Source organism: Novosphingobium sp. Sphag1I (assembly GCF_056279125.1).
Genome location: NZ_JBWBQS010000001.1, coordinates 332,485 through 349,928 on the forward strand (window position 1 = coordinate 332,485; position 17,444 = coordinate 349,928).

Genomic DNA, 17,444 nt, shown 5'->3' on the forward strand with positions numbered 1-17,444 from the left:
CCCAATCACGAAAACGCATGTTGGGCGATGCGGCCCAGCGGCGCGACGACCTGGGCCGCGCCCAAAGATATGGCGACGCGGGGCATGCCAAAGACGGTGCAACTGGCCTCGTCCTGCGCAATGGTCAGCGCGCCCGCCTGGCTCATCGCCAACAGGCCCTTGGCCCCGTCGGCCCCCATGCCGGTCAGCAGAATGCCGATGGCGTCGGCCCCGACACGCTGTGCCACCGAGGCAAAGAGCGCGTCCACGCTGGGCCGGTGGCCTGAAATCAGCTCGCCCACGCGCAGTTTGGCGTGCAGGTTCGTCGCGCCCGCCACCATCAGATGCCGGTCATCGCCGGGCGCCAGATAGATATTGCCCCGCTTTAACGGCATATCCGGCTCGGCCAGTTGGACGGTTGCCGGTGATGCCTGATTGAGCGTGCGCGCAATGGCGGGGGCAAAACGCGCGTCCACATGCTGAACGATCAGCGTGGGCGGGCAATCTTCTGGAAAATTGCGCAGCAGCACCTGAAGCGCTTCGACCCCGCCGGTGGAGGATCCGATGGCAATGACGCGGGTGTTGGTGCGGCCTTGGCCGGCGCTGATGGCGCGGACGGGGTCGGCCATGTGGTGCACTTCGGGCGCGCGGCGGCGCACGGTCACTTGCGAGGCCTGACGCACCATCCCGGCCAGTTTGCCGCCATCCTGCATGGCGGCGCCCGCATAGTCGGTCTTGCAATAGCAATCGACCGCGCCAAGGGCGAGCGCGCGCGCGGTCGCATCGCTGCCCGCCGCGGTCAGGCCCGACACGATGATCACCGGCATCGGGCGCAGGGTCATGATCTTGTCCAGAAAATCCAGACCGTTCATGCCCGGCATTTCGATGTCGAGCGTGACGACATCGGGTTCCAGTTCCTTGATCAGGGCGCGCCCTTCGGTGGCATTGTTGGCAAGGCCAACCACCTGAATATCCGGCGTGCCCGACAGGCGCGCGGCCAGAACGGCGCGCATGGTGGCGGAATCATCAATGATCAAGACGCGGATCGTCACCGACCTCTCCTGTGATAAATCGTGGGGCCAACCGGTTCGAGCAGGGCTTCGGCAGGCCCGGAAACGCGTTCGGAATGGCCGATATAAAGGAAACCGCCGGGGCAGAGCGCTTCGGCAAAACGGGCGACCAGCCGGTCCTTGGTGGGCTGGTCGAAATAGATCATCACGTTGCGGCAAAAGATGACCTGAAACGGGCGGCGCATCGGCCAATCGCCTTGCAGGTTCAGCCGCTTGAACTGCACAAGGCTGCGCGCTTCCGGCCCGATCACCATGTCCTTGCCCTGTGTGCTGGTCCAATTCTGGCGCAGATCGGCGGGCAGCGCGTCGCCATCGGTGGCGCTGTAACGCCCCTCGCTGGCCTTTTTCAGCGCATGGTCGGCAATGTCGCTGGCCAAGATGCGGATGTCGCGCCGGGCCAGTTGCGCGCCTTCATGCCGGTCATGGCCCAGCAGCGTCATGGTCAGCGAAAAGACCTCCTCGCCGCTTGAACAACCCGCCGACCACATGCGCACGCTGTCGCCATGTTGCAGATCGGCCAGCAATTGCGGGCGGGCCACGCGGGCGAAATGTTCGAAATGATGCGCCTCGCGATAAAAGAACGTGTGGTTGGTGGTCAGCGCATTGATCGTCTTGCGCAATTCCCCCGCATCCACTTCGACATGGCGGATATAGGCGGCAAAAGTGCCCAATCCGCTGGCGCGGACCAGCGGGGCAAGGCGCGAATAGACCAGCATCGCCTTGCCCGCAGGCAGCATGATCCCCGCCTCGCGGTACACGATGGCCGCCACCGCCCGAAAGTCACGGTCGTCATAGACGCCCGGACTGATGCCGGGCATGGCATCGGCAAACGTGCCGGCAAGGTCGGGTGCAGAACTCATGCCGCTTCCAGTCCGAACCCGGCCGAGACAGCTCCCTGAACCAGCGTGTCGATGTTCAGGATCAGCGCGACCCGCCCATCGCCAAGGATGGTGGCCCCCGCCACGCCGTCAACATTGCGATAATGCGTGTCCAGGCTCTTGATGACGAATTGGCGCTGGTCCCAAATGTTGTCGACCAGCAGCGCGGCCTGTCCCGCGCTTTCGGTGTCCACCACGATCAACACGCCTTGCGATGGGTTGGTGACGGCATCATAGGCCCCCACCGCCTCGGCCACCGACACCACCGGGATGAAGCGCCCGCGAACGTTGAGCATCTGGCGCGTGGAGCCAAGCCCCTGAACATCCTTGGGTTCGGGGCGCAGACTTTCGACCACATGGGTCAGCGGAACAACCAGAGTCTGGTCGCCGACCTTGACGATCATGCCGTCCGAAATGGCCAAAGTCAGAGGCAGGGTAAGGATGAAGGTCGTGCCCTTGCCTTCCTCGGATTCGATAGAGATACGGCCGCCCAGATCCTTTACGTTCTGGCGCACTACGTCCATGCCGACGCCGCGCCCGGACACATTGGTGATTGTCGCGGCGGTCGAAAAACCGGGGGCAAAGATCAGCGCCTCGATTTCTTCCTTCGACATTTGCGCGTCGGCGCTGACGATGCCTTTTTCCACCGCCTTGGCAAAGACGCGGGCGCGGTTGATGCCTGCGCCATCGTCGGCGATCTTGATCAGGATGCGGCCCGAACGCTGTTCCGCCGACAGGGTCAATGTGCCCTCGGCGCTCTTGCCCTTGGCCAGACGGTCTTCGGGGCTTTCGATGCCATGGTCCACCGCATTGCGGATCAGGTGGGTCAGCGGTTCGCCCAGACGCTCGATCACCGTCTTGTCCAGCTCGGTCGTTTCACCGATGACCTGAAGGTTCACATGCTTGCCCGTGCTGGCCGACAATTCGCGCAGGATGCGGGGGACGCGGCTGAACACGCTGCCGATGGGTTGGGCGCGGATCGACATCGCGCTTTCCTGAATGTCGCGCGTCAGGCTTTCCAGCAGGGTCAGTTCCTCGACCGACTGGACATTTTCGTTCTGCAACCGCTGGGCGAGCATGGCCTGCGCGATCACCAATTCGCCCACCGTGTCGATCAACTTGTCCAGCTTGATCAAATCAATGCGGATCGATTGACCCGGGGCAGGAGCCGCAGGCGGCGCGCTGTTGGCGGCGGCGGCGGGGGCTTCCTGCGGCGGGGCGGCGGGGGCCGGTGTCGGGGCGGCGGTTGGCGGCGGAGGGGGCGCAGCCGGGCTGGCCGCGACCGGCGGCGGGGCGGGTACGGGCGTGGGCGCGCTTTGCACCGGGGCGGGCGGGGTGCTGGCTTGCTCGATCTGCACCGGGGGGATCGAAGTATTGGCGCCAATAGCAATCGGGCAATCGTCGCCAACGAAATCAAAGATGTCCTTGACGCTGGCCTCGGACACATTTTGCGGGACGATATAGGTCCATCCCAGATAGCCCTGATGCGGGTCGAAATCATCCAGGCTGGGGATCGAGGTCGTGTCGCATTCGCTCACCACCGCGCCAAGGGCGGCCAGTTCGCGCAGCAAGAGCAAAGGTTCGCCGCCATTGCGCATCGCGCCTGCATGCGGGCGCAGGTGGATTTGCCAACCGGCGGGCACGCTTTCTTCGGCCGAAGGTCCACCGGCCAGATCGTTGAGCAGATCGTCCAGATCGCCGTCGCTGGTCATATCCTCTTCGTCAAAGGTGACGGAGCGTTCGGCGGGGGCTTGGGGTTCCGGCTCCGGCGCGGCGGCATGTTGTGCATTGGCCATCGCGCCTTCCAGCTCGCGCAGCAGCGCGGCATCTTCGGGCGGGCTGCCGCCATCGCGCGCGGCGGTCACATGGTCGGACAAAACGTCCAGCGCACGCAGCAACAGGTCGATCAAAGCCGGCGTATGCGGCACCAGATTTTCGCGCACATCCGACAACAGCGTTTCAAACACATGGGTAAAGGCCTGAAGCGCCTCAAAGCCAAAGGCCCCCGCACCGCCCTTGATCGAATGGACCGCGCGGAAAATGGCGTTGACGGTGTCGCTGTCCTGCGTCCCGGCCTTGCATGCGGCCAGTCCCTGTTCGGCGGCGACCAAGGATTCCTCGCATTCGAGGAAGAAAATTCCCTGAATTTCTTCGGGCGTCATGCCATGTTCCCTTCAAACAGAGCATTTTCCAGACCCGTTAGGCGGGCCGCTTCGCGCAGGGCATCCGAGGGGATGATCGCGGCGCCTTCGCCCGTGCGGCGCGCGCTGAGCAGCAATTGGAGCATGGCCTGACCGATCTGCTGGGTCTCGCTGGCATCCACCGAGAGCGGGCCGGAACCAAGCGCGGCCTGAAATTCGGGCAACAGCGCCTCGGCGGCGGCCCGGTCGCATCGGGCGGGCAGGACAATCTTGCGCATCATGCAAATCCCTGTTCTGAATTTTCGGACTGGATCGTTGCGGGCCTCACGCCTCAGAATTCCGACCAGTCATCGGTGGATGTTTCCGCCTGCGGCTTGATGGCCAGATTGCCCTGAACCATCGGCACGGCCGAATAGGAGGGCGCGGATGCCGCCGGGCGCGGCGCAGGGCGGCTGGCCGGGCGGACAAAGGGGATTTCGGCATCTGCGCCGCGGCTGACGGCGGGGCTGTGGCCTGACGATCCGGCCTGGAAACGGCTGACCACGGTGTTCAATTCGCGCGCTTCATCGGCAAGGCTGCGGGCGGCGGCGGTGGCCTGTTCGACCATGGCGGCATTTTGCTGGGTCACGCGGTCCATTTCGCCAACGGCGGTGTTGACCATTTCCAGCCCGTCGGCCTGAATATTGGCATTGGACGCAATTTCGCCGACCTGTCCGGTGATGTCGCCCACGCGTTGCACGATCTTGCCCAGCAGCGTGCCGGTTTCGCGCACCAGCATCACGCCGCCTGCGACCTGTTCGCTCGACGTTGTGATCAGCGCCTTGATCTCCTTGGCCGCATCCGCGCTGCGTTGGGCCAAGGCGCGCACTTCGTTGGCGACCACGGCAAAACCCTTGCCCGCGTCCCCGGCGCGCGCGGCCTCAACCCCGGCGTTGAGCGCCAGAAGGTTGGTTTGGAACGCGATGCCGTCGATGACGCCGATGATCTGGTTGATTTCCTGCGCGCTGCGTTCGATCGCGGCCATGGCCTCGACGGCGCGGCTGACGACAATGCCGCCTTCGGTGGCCTCTTCATGCGCCTCGGTGATCGACTTTTGCACGTCATGCGCGCTGCGGGCGCTTTCACGCACGCCTTCGGTCACCTGATTCATCGCGGCGGCGGTTTCTTCCAGCGTGGCGGCCTGTTGTTCGTTACGGTTCGACAGGTCGTTGGATGCCGAATGGATTTCATTGGCCCCGTTCAACACATGGCGGGCGCTGGTGCTGACCGCTTCGATGGCGTCGGCCAGAGCGGCAACGGCGCTGTTAAAGTCCTGACGCACTTCATCATAGCCCGCGGGAAAGGGATCGCGGATCAGGCAATCGAGCTGATTGCGGCCCATTTTCTTGAGCGCTTCGCCCAATTGATTGAACAGGACGGTCACATGGCTGAGCTGCTCGTTCTGCTCCTGTTGCAGCTGAGCATGGGCGCGAAAGGTTTCCATCGCACGGGCAATTCGGCCGACGCAGTCCGTGTTTTCCGCATGCCGGATCGGGCTGGACAGATCGTTCGCAGCCAGGGCCTCCATCCGTTCCACGGTTGATACATAGGGTGTGGCGATCATTTCACCAGCAACGGCCAAAGCCGCCACGGCCATAATCATCGCCCCGGCACAAAGCGCGATGGCGGTTGTTGCCGAAAGCGCGCCATTTGTGCCCATGACGGTCGCGCCGGTCGCCGTCAGGCCCAGCACAATCATGATGCCCAGCAAAGTATGTAATTTGGTCCTGATCGGAGCCTGCTTTGCAAACCAATCCAGCATTGTCTTCATCCCTCAACGTGCCGATTTCCGGGCCGGTTACATGGCCTGAAAGGCACGCTTTCCCTTGTGGTTAATCATAGCCCCATGTTGGCAACGTCGTGTTTGCGTGGACCTCGGTAGAATCGCGGGGAAATCGCGCGTTCATTTTCACGCAGCGGTAGAATATTGGCGCTTTTCACGCGGGCGCAGGAACGGCACCGGTTCGACCATTTCGCGCAGCGGCGCCCATTCCTGCTGCATCGTTCTGGCGCGCGGGGCGCTGCGCTGGACGCCGGTTTCAAAGCGGGCGACCATGTGGGTCATGGCCTGCGCCTCTGTGGCAAGGCTGCGCGCGGCGGCATTGGCCTGTTCGGACATGGCCGCGTTCTGTTGGGTAATGCCATCCATATGGCCGATCGCTTTGTTGATCTCGGCCAGATAGGTCGCCTGCAGGGCGGTGGAGTTGGTCATGTCGGACACCTGGGTGTTGATGATGCCGACCTGTTCGACAATATTGCCCAAAACGGCCCCGGTTTCGCGCACCAGCGCCACCCCGCCCGACACCTGATCCGATGATGTATGGATCAGCACCTTGATGTCCTTGGCTGCGTCCGCGCTGCGTTGGGCCAGAGCGCGCACTTCATTGGCGACCACGGCAAAGCCTTTGCCCGCATCGCCCGCGCGCGCCGCCTCAACCCCGGCGTTCAGCGCCAGCAGGTTCGTCTGGAACGCGATACTGTCGATGACGTTGATGATCTGGGTGATCTGTTGCGAGGATTTCTCGATGCCCGCCATGGCCTGTGTCGCGCGGGCCACCACATCGCCCCCGGCCACGGCGGCCTGATGCGTCTGGGCGATGGAGCCTTGGATCTGCGAGGCATTGCCCGCCGATTCGCGGATCGTATAGGTGACCTGATCCATCGTTGCGGCCATTTCCTCCAGCGTCGAGGCGTGTTGTTCATTGCGTCGGGCCAGATCGTCGGACGCATTGCGGATTTCCGACGCGCCCTTTTCGACGATGGCGGCGGCGGTGATGACGCCGCTGATTGCTTCGCCCAATTCCTGCACCGCGCCGTTGAAATCCTGACGCAGCGATTCGTAATCATCGCCCATCGGGGTCGTGATCCGATAATGCAGATGGCCCGCCGCCAATTGGCGCAGGCCTTGGGAAAGGGTTTCGACCACGTTGCGTTGACGCGCGGCCATTTCCCGCTCGGACAGGGCGGCGGCGCGGAAGACTTCGATGGCGCGGGTGATGGAGCCGATTTCATCCTGACGGTGATGGGACTGACGCCCGATGTCCAGATCGCCGGCGGCCATGCGCGTCATCACATGCGCCGTTTGGGCCATGGGGTTCAGGACATGGTTCTGTTGCCAACGCAGCGCGGCAAGGACCAGCCCCAGAATCGTCAGCCCCAAAAGGACCAGCCCCGATGTCACCATCCACAAGGTGGTGGTGCTGGACGCGGTAATGTCCTTTTGCCTTTGCAGCGCGGCCTGCGTCAGTGCGTTAATCTGTTCGCGGTGATGGGCATAGACCTCGCTCAATTGGTCATAGGCGGTTTCGGCCCCGGCCTTATCGCCACGGGCAAGGGCGGGCAGATAGGCGTCATTGACAATGGACCAGAATGATTCGCCGCTGGGCACGGCCTGCGTTGCCAATTGCGCTTTCAGATCGGCGTCGAGGTCCGAGGATGCCCAATCGCGCGCTCTTTGCCGAAAGGATCGCTCCAATTCGCCCAGACGCAAACGTTTTTCCGAAAGGAGCGCGGGCTTGTTGTGCAACAGGCTGACTTCCAGATAGGCTTCGAGCACATATTCTGGCGGGGGGATGATGTCGGCGATGAAATCGCTGACCTGTTGGTTGCGATGGTGCAACGGCCCGCCCATGCGAACATCGTTAAAGCCATAGCCCGCCAATAGTCCGCCCAGCAGCAAGACAAGCAGGATGGAGATTGCACCCTTGCGGCTTTTTTGTGCGATTGTTTTGTCCGTCATGCGCACGCCAATCCTGCTTGAATTAAGGTTTGAAACCACGCCGAAAGCCGCTTTACGCTTCGGGTTTGGTTCCATGGCTACAGGCGCATCGCTGAATTGTGATTATTTGGGTTCTAGGCGTAAGCACTTAATAATGCGCAGGCATTTGCTTCGTGAATCAGGGTTAAAGATGGTTTTCGGGGCCTTTGGTCCGCACTATCAACGAAGACGGGATACCTGCGACAATGAACGATGCACGTGTGCTGGTTGTGGACGATTCGGCCGCCATGCGAGCGCTGTTTTCCGACGTTCTGGAACAGCAACGCAATGTGACCGTGATTGGCACCGCGGCCAATGCCGACGAGGCGCGCGATCAGATCGCACAGCTCAAGCCCAATGTGGTGACGCTGGATGTGGAAATGCCCGGCATGAGCGGCATTGAATTTCTTGAAGAGATCATGTCCACCAACCCTCTGCCGGTGGTGATGCTGTCATCGCTGACGCAGAGCGGGACCGAAACCTCGCTCAAGGCCTATGCGCTGGGCGCGGTGGAATGTTTCCCCAAGCCGCTCAAGGCCACGCCCGAACAATTTGCCAAGACGGTGGGCAAGCTGGGCAAGATCGTGTTGGCCGCGGCCAATTCGAACGTCAAAGTCCCCAAGCCGAACGCTCAGCGCGAAGCGCGCCAGTCCGAAGTGCAATTCGTGTGGAACGGGCACTATCTGGCCATTGCGACATCGATGGGCGGCATTGACGCCCTGACCCAGATGCTGGTGGATTTCCCCGCCGATTGCCCGCCCACGGTGGTTGTGCTGCAAAGTGAGCCGGCGCTGGTCGATACGTTCATCACGCGCATGGCCGGCGAATTGAAGTGCAAGATCGCCATGGCCAAGGATGGTTCAACCATGACGCCCGGCACGATCCACATTGCCGCCGACCCGGAAAAGCATGTGGTGTTCGAACCCGGTTCGCCCCCGCGCCTGCGCATGGTTCAGCGTGATCCGGTGGATGGCGCGCGCCCTTCGGCAACGCTTCTGTTCGGCACAATGGCGCGTGCGGCCGTCCCGGCGGTGGGCGCGATCCTGACCGGCATGGGCGGCGACGGGGCCAAGGGGCTCAAGCTGCTGCGGGACGCCGGTTCGCGCACCTTTGTCGAAGATCCTGCATCGGCCAAGGTCGGTGAAACGCCCGCCGCCGCCGTCGCGGCCAATGCGGCGGAAAAGGTGATGTCGCTGGACGATCTTGGGCCTGCGCTGATTTCGGCCTGTAATCAGGCCTGATCCGGACAGACAGCCCCGCCGGTTTCAAACTGGCGGGGCATGATCCTGCAAACTTTGCAACGGCGCCAAGGGGCGCCATTTTTGTGCGCCACAACGAGAAACGGCGCCCAAACGAGCGCCGCCTTTCCCACAATTTCGGCCTGAATGACCGCCCCGCGGCGCCCGTCAGCTGACCAGCGCCGCCTCAATCGCGATACGGATGGCCTCCGAAGTATGGTTTGCCCCCATCTTGGTCAGCATATTGGCGCGATGGATTTCCACCGTGCGCGGCGAGATCGAGAGCTTTTCACCGATCATCCGGTTGGACAGGCCGCCCGCGACCCCGGCCAGCACTTCGCGCTCACGCTTGGTCAATCGGTCCACCCGGCTGCGTGCCAGGGCCTCGCGCAGCTTGGCGCTGCCAAAGACTTCGGCCTTGGCCTCGGCCTGTTCGACCACGGCGACGATTTCCTCGCGGTTAAAGGGCCATGAGACATAGTCGATCGCGCCTTCGAGAACGGCGCCCACGACCTGCCTTGTGCTGGGTTCCTGGGCAAATCCGATGACGGGCAACCATTGCCCCAGACGCCCCATCTGGGCCAAAAGCATGGCGATCGAACGGCCATCATCATGGACCAGCAACAGCCCGTTCTTGGGCCAGCGGGCGATCAGTTCGGAGGGGTCCTCAAAAGGCTCCACATGAACTGAGCTGCCTGCGAGCAGGTGCGAAATGGCGGCGCGGCGTCGAACATCACCGTCTACGAGAAAAAGGCTGGTTCCGTTGTTCAATTTAACCTCACCCCCTTGAGCTGTCTTGGTTAATCCCTAGCAAAACTTGCCTAGGCATTGGATGGTAACTGGCTCCGTTACGGCGTAGCGTTCGATCCGAAACCGTTTCATTCAAGCGGGTTTAAGTATTTGAACGTAAGCAGATTCTCGTGGTTTTGGCGCCTTGTTAGGCAAGGTGAAAGTATTCACGCCTTTTTATTGCAATTGCAGGGAAAAATGACCGCGTCTTGGCGGGCGACCTTGCCCCAAAGGGCAAGAAATATTTTTGGCGATTATTGGTGTTTTTATACATATCGCCCGACTTGTTCGAATTTCCATTCGGCGCCCGGCTCAGTTGGCCCCGCGACTCATGCTTTCGGAAATGTCGATGAAATCCTGCCGGATCTGGGCGATAGTGTCGGCGTCGAAATCCAGAACGCTGTCCAAAACGGCGCGGCGCGTGGCGGTGTAAAAATGGATCAGCGCGCCCGCAATCCCTTCATCCCCCGACACGCCCATTTGCAACGCGTTGAGCGCCGAAATGGCACGGGTCAGCATCTGGCTCTTCATTTGGTTATCGCCGCGCTGAACCGCGATCAGAGCGCCGCCCAGCGACGAGATCAGCTGTTCATAGCACAGGCGCACCAGTTCACCCGGCGTGGCGCCGGAAACGCGGGCGTCGAAATCTACCCGGCGATAGACTTCGCCGGGATTGCGTCGGGCGAGCATATCGTTGGGTCCCCTTTAATTCGAAGATTTGTTCCACGCGTCGATCTGGTTTTTCAGATAGGTCAGCGTGGAATTGGACGCGGCCACGGCGGCATTGCTGGCCGCATATTGCGTGATCAACCTTTGGCGCAGCGCTTCCTGCTGATCGCTCAATTTGGTTTTTTGCGTGGTCAACGTGGCCTGCAAATTGGTGTAACGCGTCACCGAACCGGCCAAAGAGCCTGTATCCGTGCTGGTCGTCAACGCCGACGTCATTTTGAAGATCGTCGAATAGATCCCGTTGACGCCCTTCGTGAACATGGCCGCAACCCCGCTGGGGTTTGACGACAGGACCGCGGCCAGTTTGGTCGTATCCAGCTTGAATGACCCGTCCCGGTTGGTCGACAGGCCCAGATCGGCCAGCGTTTTGGGTTCGCCATCGGCGGCATTGCCCATGATCGTGGTGCCCGCCAATTGCGAAAAGGCGCGCGAAACAGCCTTTGCCCCCGTGTCATTGTACAGGTTGCCCGTGGCGGCCGACATGTTCGTGTTCAATTCGGTCATGATCGCGTTGAGCGCCGCGACCAGATTGGTCATCGTGTTGGTGATCGAACTGGACGGATCGGAATAGGTGATCGTGGTGGGATTGCCGACATTGGTGCCCGTCAGCTTGAGCGATAGGCCGGGCGCGGCATTGTCGATCGTGTTGCTGGTGCTGGTGCGGGTGATGCCGTCCAGCTTGTAGGACGCATTGCCTGCGCCCTGCTGCTGGGTGATCGTGGTCGATGTGGCCGCCGTGCTATAGGCCAGCACGCCAACGCTGTTAAAGCCGGTGCTGCTGGCATCGGATGTGTCATTGGCGGTGACGGTAAAGGCGTTGTTGGCGCCTTCGGTCCCCTTGAACACCAATTGCGATCCGTTGGCATTGGTGGCGACATAGGCGGTCACGCCCATCTTGGCGCTGTTGATGGCGGTTGCCACCTGGGCCAGCGTGGCGCCATCGGCAATGGTGATGGTCTTGCTGGACAGGTTGCTGTCGGCGGTCAGGCCGGCGCCATTGACCGTGCCGAAATTGAAGGTCAGCGTGCCGGCCTTCATCGTCTGTTCGCCCGGCACGAATGTCTTGGTGGCCAACACCTGCGGCTTGGCAAGGGCGGTGACCTCCAGCGAATAGGACCCGGTTGCCCCCGCGCTGCCCAACGGCAGGCTGGCGCTGGCGACCGCCGAATTGGTGACCGTGGGCGAGGGCAGCAAATTGCCGCTGTCGATCAGGCTGGAAAAGGACGAGGACAGCGTCAGAAGATCGCTTTTGAGCTGGCCAGCCTGCGAGATCTGCAGCGCGATGTTCGAAAGACGCGTGTTCAGCGCATCGGTCTGGGTCGCATATTGCGCGGTGGCGACATTGGTCGCCATCTGCGTCATGTCGACCCCCGTACCCACGCCCAGCGAGGTAAGCAGCTGGGCGCCGATCGAGGCGCTGTCGGTCGTCGTGGTCGACGTCGTGCTGGTGGTGGAGCTGGTCGTGGTCATGGATGTAAGAACGTCCGATGTCCGCGTGACTTAAGGCCGCGCGAAAGGATCATAATGATCTTGCGGATCGGGGCGTCCATCGCCATCGAAACGCAGATCGGCGGGCACATCAATCGTGGGCGCGGCGCGGTTTTCGCCGCGTTTGAGGGCATAGATAAAGGACAGTACCGCCGCGACCGCGATGTAAAGTTCCTCTCGGATCATCTGTTGTTCGCGGGTGGTGTAATAGATGGAACGGGCAAGGCCGGGATATTCCATGCATGGCAACGCCTTTTCCATGGCCAGTTCGCGGATCGCCAGCGCCTTTTCCCCGCGTCCCTTGGCCACGACATAGGGCGCCGAGGCCACCGCCGGATCATAGGCCAGAGCGACTGCAAAATGGGTCGGGTTGGTGACGACAAATTGCGCCTTGGCCATGGCGGTGGCAATCGCGCCCATGGCGATCTGGCGCTGGCGGCGTTTCTGGGCGCCCTTGGCTTCGGGGCTGCCCTCCTGCTGCTTGTTCTCTTCCTTGATTTCCTCAAGGCTCATGCGCAACCGGCGCATGCGGCGCACCCATTGGATGGGGAAATCGAACAAGGCGATGATGATCAACCCGCCTGACAATTGAAACAGCAGGCTGGTCAGCGCATTCCATGCAAAATCAAGCTGACCGGCAAGGCCCACCGCGCCCAGTTCCAGCATCGGCTCGATCCGCGACCCGGCCCAATACCACGCAATCCCGCCCAGCAGCACCAGCTTGAGCAGGCCCTTGCCCACCTCGATCCAGCCATTGGGGCCGAACATGCGCTTGAACCCGGCCATGGGGTTCAGGCGGCTGAATTTCGGGGCGGCATTGGCCATCATGAAGCGTCCGCCCGGCGATGGCCCCAATTGCGTCAGGACGGCCGCCGCCGACATCAGCAACCCCAGAACCAGCACAGGCGGGGCCATCAGCCACAGCGCGGTCGAGGCCATGCGCGACGGGTTGAAATCATCGATGGCCGCCCGGTCAAAGATAAAACCGATCCGCATGACCCGCATCAATCCGTTCAACAGCCAAGGCCCACCCGCGGTCAGAAAGGCCGCCGCCAGCAACATCGTCACCGCCACCGCCAATTCGCGCGAGCGTAGGACGTCACCCTTTTCCGCGGCGTCTTTCAGCCGCTTGGCGGTTGGGGCATGTGTCTTTTCGCCCGGTGCTTCATCGGCCATGGGTCATACCCCCACGATTCCGGCCGCCGCGCGGATGGCATCGGCGGACAATTCGATCATGCGGTCGGTCAACATCGGGCTGGTGGCCACCAATGTGGCAAAGCCCGCCGCAATGGCCGATGGCAGGCCCAGCGAGAAAAGGTTGAGCGAGGGCGCCGAGCGCGAGAGCACCCCGGCCAGCACCAGCACCAACAGCAAGAGCAGCGTCACCGGCAGCGCCATGGCGATGGCCGTGGCAAACAACATTGATCCAAAGGACAGGATTGCCTGTATCCGGTCCGGCCCGATCCACGTATGGCCCGGCGCAAAGACCTCATAGCTTTTGACCACCAGCGCGATCCATTGCAGGTGGCACCCAAGGCCAAAGAACACCAGCGTCAGCACCACCGTGAAATATTGCCCCAATGCGGGCGAATGCGATCCATTCTGTGGGTCCACCGTTGATGCCATGGCCAGGCCCATGGTCGATCCGATCAGTTCAGCGGCAATCGCAGGCGCGGCAAAGGCAAATTGCAGGACAAAACCCAAAGTGGTGCCCAGCAATATCTCTCCGGCCAGAGCCAGCATGCCCGGCAGCGAAAACATCTGGGCGGGCATGGCCACATCCGTCCACCCGGCCACCAACAGAGCAATCGCCCCCGCCGTAATGACGCGTATTTGCACCGGAATGTTCAGCATGCCGAAAAATGGCGCGGCCACCAACGCGGCCCCGATCCGCGTCATCAGGAACATCCAGCGTAAGAAGTCATCCTGTAACGGGCCAAAGCCGAAATCGAGGCCGATCATCGCATGGGCCTCCCTTTATTGCGCCGGGGCCGCGCCGATTTGGGCGATGGCGGCAAAGATCTCTCTGGCGAAATCCTGAATCAGGCCCAGCATCCCGGCGCCAAACAGCACCAGCACCAAGCCTGTCGCCATCACCTTGGGGATAAAGGTCAGCGTCTGTTCGTTGACCGATGTGGCCGCCTGAAAGATCGAGACGACAAGGCCGACCGCAAGGCTGGTGAGCAACACCGGCGCGCCGCACAGCGCCACGACATAAAGCATCCGGTCGGCCAGAGCGAGCAGGGGCGAGGTTTCATCCATCAGTTGAAGCTCGCCGCCAGGCTGCCCATCAAGAGCGCCCAGCCATCGACCAGCACGAACAGCAATAGTTTGAAAGGCAAGGAAATCATCGCCGGGCTGAGCATCATCATGCCAAGGCTCATCAACACCGCCGCCACCACAAGGTCGATCACCAGAAAGGGCAGATAGAGCATGAAGCCGATCTGAAACGCGGTTTTCAATTCCGACGTGACATAGGCGGGCAACAGGATCGAGAAAGGCACATCTTCGGGCCGATTGAACTTGGGCGCCTTGGCCATATCGGCAAACATCTGAAGATCGGCGCGGCGCGTCTGGCGGACCATGAAGGCGTGGAATTCCACCCCTGCGGTGGAAATTGCTTGTTCCGCATTGATCTTGCCCGCCGAATAGGGCGTCAGCGCATTGGCGCTCACCTTGTCCAGCGTGGGTGTCATGATGAAGAGCGAGAGGAACAGCGCCAGCCCGATCAACACCTGATTGGGCGGCGATTGCTGTAATCCGATGGCCTGACGCAGGATCGAGAACACCACCAGAATGCGCGTGAAACTGGTCATCATCAGGACCAGCGTGGGCAGGATCGAGAGCAGCCCCATGATGAGAAGCATCTGCATCGAGAGCGTCATGCCCCCGCCCGGACCGCCGTTCATCGAGGAAAAGGCGCGGTCAAGCGCGCCCGGAATGGCCGATCCGTTTGATGCGGGCGCCGGCGCGCCGCCGGTCCCGGCAATCGCGCCAATCGTGGCATTTTGCGCCATGGCCACGCCGGCATGCAACAGCACGGGCAGGGCAAGGAGGGCGCGGATCCATCGCATCACTTTTCAATTCTCCGCAGCGTCTGGGCGAAATCATCGCCATCGCGGAAGTTTTCTTCGAAGGTTGCGCCATCGGGCGCTTCGACTTCGGCCAGACGGGTCATGCCATGGCGGCCGCTGGCCACCAGAATTTCACGCCCGGCAAAGGAAATGACCGCCAGTTTCTGGGTCGGGCTGAGCATCAGTGTTTCCACGATGCGGATACGGCGCCCTTGGCCCGCGCCCATGAAACGCGACTGAAATTTCTGCGACAGTTTCAGGCTGCCCCAGATCATGCCGCCGATCAGCGGCAGAAGTATCAGCAGCTTGGCGATATACCACAGCATCAGCCGATGTCCGTTGCCTTGGCGCGGCCACGACCGGTCGCAGCGGGGGTGGCGGGGATTTCGGGGCCTTCTTCGCCGCCCGCCATTTCCACGATGCGCAGGCCAAAGCGGTTGCCCTGGGCCACGATCTCGCCCTTGGCGATGACCTTGCCATTGACCATCACGTCCAGCAGTTCATCGGTCAGCCGGTCGAGCAGCACCACGCTTTCCTCGCCCAGCGCCAGAACGTCTTTCAGCTTCATGTCCGTGCGGCCCAGTTCCACCGACAGGCGAACATCCACATCCTTGAGAAAATCGAAGCCGCGGGCGCCAAAACCCTGCGATGTCTGGAAATTCATGCGTTGGTCCTCTCATCGGTAAAGGCTTGGTCGATTTGCACCGCGACGCGGTCATCCATGGTGCCCACGGTGCCATGCGCGATGGTTCGTTCCCCCACGCGCAGCGGCACATGGCGCGACACCGCCACCGGCAACACAACGCCGGGCGCCAGCGAGGCGATGGACGGAAAGGGCACGCGCATATCGACCAGAACGGCGCTGATGGTGATGGGCACTTCGGAAAACGGTCCCTGCGCCGGATCGGTCGTGAAATTGACGGGGCGGAACTCGCGCTCCTTTTCGGCATAGCCAAAGATCCGCGCCAGCGTCGTGAAAGGCATCGCCACCGTCATCAGCCAGGGCAGAACGCCGCCATCGTCCACCTCCAGATTGAGCATGGCCAGCGGCACATTCTCATCAAAGGGAGACAGCGAGATCAGGCTGCCATCGCGGCGCATGGCGGTGATTTCGGGCATTTCGGCATCCGGCGCGCGGCCCGATGTCGATCCCACCGCCGCCACCAGATGTTCGGCCAGCATCAGTTCAAGCCGCGCGATCATCAATTCGGCGGCGGGCGGAAATTGCTTGGGCATGGGGGCGGGGGCCTCACCCTTGCCGCCAAAGGCGCGGTCGACGATGCGCAGCACGGGTTCGGCCTCAATCGACACCAGCAGCGGCGTTTTTTCCCCGCCAATGGCCAACAGGCTGTTGGCGGCCAGAGCGGCAATCGACTGGTTCAGGCTGCCGATCTTCGTTTCACGCGGGCTGGTGCAGCTTACGATCGGGGCCTCGCCGCCCATCAGTGGTGCAAAGGCGCCCGACAGGCGGCGGGCAAAACGCTGCCCCATCCGCTCCAGCAACTGGAGAAGGTCTTCGGGCGCCGGCCCGCGCTTCAACAGCTCGGGGCAGTGCTCGGCCAGCGGGCGTTCGGCGATGAACTCGCGCTGCGGTTTCATGACGTGGGTCTCCGGTCGGTGTGGAGGATCACTGGACGAGGAAGCTCTTGAAATAGACGGCGTCAATGCCGCCAAAGCCCTCTTCTTCTGTCAAAACATGGTTAATGGCGTCGGTAAGCCGCTTTTGCAGTTTTTCCTTACCTTCGACCGTCGAAACCTCTTCTTCGGGCGTGTCGGCCAGCACTTTGAGCATTTCCGAACGGACCGCCAATTCGTGCTTTTTCAGCCACATAAGGACACGCCCATCGCGGTGGGTCGAACAGGCCACCGAGATCTGGACCAGCGCCGAGGAATTCTTGAGATTTGATGTAAAATCTTCGGAAAACGTGTAGTAGGAAGTCTTATAGGGGCTACCACCTTCGCCCTCGACTTCCTTGGCGCCGCCTTCGCCTTCACCATGGCCACCCTCGGCGGCCTTGGGGGCAAAGGGGTCTTCTTCACCCTTTTTGATCAGCTTGGGCGAATTGTCTTCCTTGTGGTGTTCTTCGCCGCCGCCGCCGATATAGCCCATCTTGAAGGCCGCAAACGCGCCGCCCCCGCCAACCGCCAGCATCAGGACCGCCGTAATCGCGATCAGCATGATGGGGCTTTTGCCCTTGGCGGGCTTTTCCCCGGTGTCGGTCTTTTCCTTGCTCATGGTGTCGGTCTCTGAATGCTAATGGG

The 17,444-nt window shown here is 61.9% G+C and carries 18 protein-coding genes; 1 reads left to right on the forward strand and 17 read right to left on the reverse strand.

Features of this window, described 5'->3' with window-relative positions:
• Positions 1 to 5: 5 nt before the first annotated feature.
• The 6 genes from ACZ9HU_RS01450 to ACZ9HU_RS01475 form a co-directional block, all read right to left on the reverse strand.
• Positions 6 to 1,031, reverse strand: coding sequence for a protein-glutamate methylesterase/protein-glutamine glutaminase (locus ACZ9HU_RS01450; protein ID WP_476101464.1), 1,026 nt, complete (start codon positions 1,029 to 1,031; stop codon positions 6 to 8).
• Complete coding sequence (locus tag ACZ9HU_RS01455) at positions 1,028 to 1,909, reverse strand: CheR family methyltransferase (protein WP_476101466.1); 882 nt, start codon at positions 1,907 to 1,909, stop codon at positions 1,028 to 1,030. Before ACZ9HU_RS01455 ends, ACZ9HU_RS01450 begins: the two co-directional genes overlap by 4 nt.
• Positions 1,906 to 4,089 (reverse strand): chemotaxis protein CheA, encoded by a 2,184-nt coding sequence (locus ACZ9HU_RS01460; protein WP_476101468.1) that lies wholly within the window; start codon positions 4,087 to 4,089, stop codon positions 1,906 to 1,908. The genes ACZ9HU_RS01455 and ACZ9HU_RS01460 overlap by 4 nt, the downstream gene beginning before the upstream one ends.
• A complete protein-coding gene (locus ACZ9HU_RS01465) occupies positions 4,086 to 4,349 on the reverse strand; it encodes an STAS domain-containing protein (RefSeq protein ID WP_476101470.1) in 264 nt (87 codons plus the stop codon). Before ACZ9HU_RS01465 ends, ACZ9HU_RS01460 begins: the two co-directional genes overlap by 4 nt.
• 50 nt (positions 4,350 to 4,399) lie before the next feature.
• Complete coding sequence (locus tag ACZ9HU_RS01470; protein ID WP_476101472.1) at positions 4,400 to 5,869, reverse strand: methyl-accepting chemotaxis protein; 1,470 nt, start codon at positions 5,867 to 5,869, stop codon at positions 4,400 to 4,402.
• Between the two features lie 147 nt (positions 5,870 to 6,016).
• Positions 6,017 to 7,846, reverse strand: coding sequence for a methyl-accepting chemotaxis protein (locus tag ACZ9HU_RS01475; RefSeq protein WP_476101474.1), 1,830 nt, complete (start codon positions 7,844 to 7,846; stop codon positions 6,017 to 6,019).
• Between the two features lie 224 nt (positions 7,847 to 8,070).
• Here ACZ9HU_RS01475 and ACZ9HU_RS01480 point away from each other — a divergent pair, with 224 nt between their 5' ends.
• Positions 8,071 to 9,105 (forward strand): chemotaxis protein CheB, encoded by a 1,035-nt coding sequence (locus ACZ9HU_RS01480; protein WP_476101476.1) that lies wholly within the window; start codon positions 8,071 to 8,073, stop codon positions 9,103 to 9,105.
• Positions 9,106 to 9,270: 165 nt separating this feature from the next.
• On the opposite strand, the gene ACZ9HU_RS01485 is transcribed toward ACZ9HU_RS01480, so the two are convergent.
• The 11 genes from ACZ9HU_RS01485 to ACZ9HU_RS01535 form a co-directional block, all read right to left on the reverse strand.
• Complete coding sequence (locus tag ACZ9HU_RS01485) at positions 9,271 to 9,783, reverse strand: response regulator transcription factor (protein WP_476101477.1); 513 nt, start codon at positions 9,781 to 9,783, stop codon at positions 9,271 to 9,273.
• A 420-nt stretch (positions 9,784 to 10,203) separates the two neighbouring features.
• A complete protein-coding gene (locus ACZ9HU_RS01490; protein WP_476101479.1) occupies positions 10,204 to 10,581 on the reverse strand; it encodes a flagellar export chaperone FliS in 378 nt (125 codons plus the stop codon).
• A 15-nt stretch (positions 10,582 to 10,596) separates the two neighbouring features.
• Positions 10,597 to 12,090 carry a flagellar filament capping protein FliD gene (fliD, locus tag ACZ9HU_RS01495; RefSeq protein WP_476101482.1) on the reverse strand — a complete coding sequence of 498 codons (1,494 nt, stop codon included), beginning with the start codon at positions 12,088 to 12,090 and terminating at the stop codon, positions 10,597 to 10,599.
• Positions 12,091 to 12,120: 30 nt separating this feature from the next.
• Complete coding sequence (locus ACZ9HU_RS01500) at positions 12,121 to 13,284, reverse strand: EscU/YscU/HrcU family type III secretion system export apparatus switch protein (protein WP_476101484.1); 1,164 nt, start codon at positions 13,282 to 13,284, stop codon at positions 12,121 to 12,123.
• A 3-nt stretch (positions 13,285 to 13,287) separates the two neighbouring features.
• Positions 13,288 to 14,070 (reverse strand): flagellar biosynthetic protein FliR, encoded by a 783-nt coding sequence (gene fliR / locus ACZ9HU_RS01505; protein ID WP_476101486.1) that lies wholly within the window; start codon positions 14,068 to 14,070, stop codon positions 13,288 to 13,290.
• A 15-nt stretch (positions 14,071 to 14,085) separates the two neighbouring features.
• Positions 14,086 to 14,370, reverse strand: coding sequence for a flagellar biosynthetic protein FliQ (locus ACZ9HU_RS01510; protein ID WP_476101489.1), 285 nt, complete (start codon positions 14,368 to 14,370; stop codon positions 14,086 to 14,088).
• Positions 14,370 to 15,182 (reverse strand): flagellar type III secretion system pore protein FliP, encoded by an 813-nt coding sequence (gene fliP / locus ACZ9HU_RS01515; protein ID WP_476101491.1) that lies wholly within the window; start codon positions 15,180 to 15,182, stop codon positions 14,370 to 14,372. The genes ACZ9HU_RS01510 and fliP overlap by 1 nt, the downstream gene beginning before the upstream one ends.
• The gene (locus ACZ9HU_RS01520) at positions 15,182 to 15,508 is read right to left on the reverse strand and encodes a FliO/MopB family protein (protein ID WP_476101493.1); all 327 of its coding nucleotides are present in this window, start codon (positions 15,506 to 15,508) and stop codon (positions 15,182 to 15,184) included. Before ACZ9HU_RS01520 ends, fliP begins: the two co-directional genes overlap by 1 nt.
• Positions 15,508 to 15,846, reverse strand: coding sequence for a flagellar motor switch protein FliN (gene fliN, locus ACZ9HU_RS01525; RefSeq protein WP_476101495.1), 339 nt, complete (start codon positions 15,844 to 15,846; stop codon positions 15,508 to 15,510). The genes ACZ9HU_RS01520 and fliN overlap by 1 nt, the downstream gene beginning before the upstream one ends.
• Positions 15,843 to 16,781 (reverse strand): FliM/FliN family flagellar motor switch protein, encoded by a 939-nt coding sequence (locus ACZ9HU_RS01530; RefSeq protein ID WP_476101497.1) that lies wholly within the window; start codon positions 16,779 to 16,781, stop codon positions 15,843 to 15,845. The genes fliN and ACZ9HU_RS01530 overlap by 4 nt, the downstream gene beginning before the upstream one ends.
• A gap of 28 nt (positions 16,782 to 16,809) precedes the next feature.
• The gene (locus tag ACZ9HU_RS01535; RefSeq protein ID WP_476101499.1) at positions 16,810 to 17,418 is read right to left on the reverse strand and encodes a flagellar basal body-associated FliL family protein; all 609 of its coding nucleotides are present in this window, start codon (positions 17,416 to 17,418) and stop codon (positions 16,810 to 16,812) included.
• Positions 17,419 to 17,444: the final 26 nt, after the last annotated feature.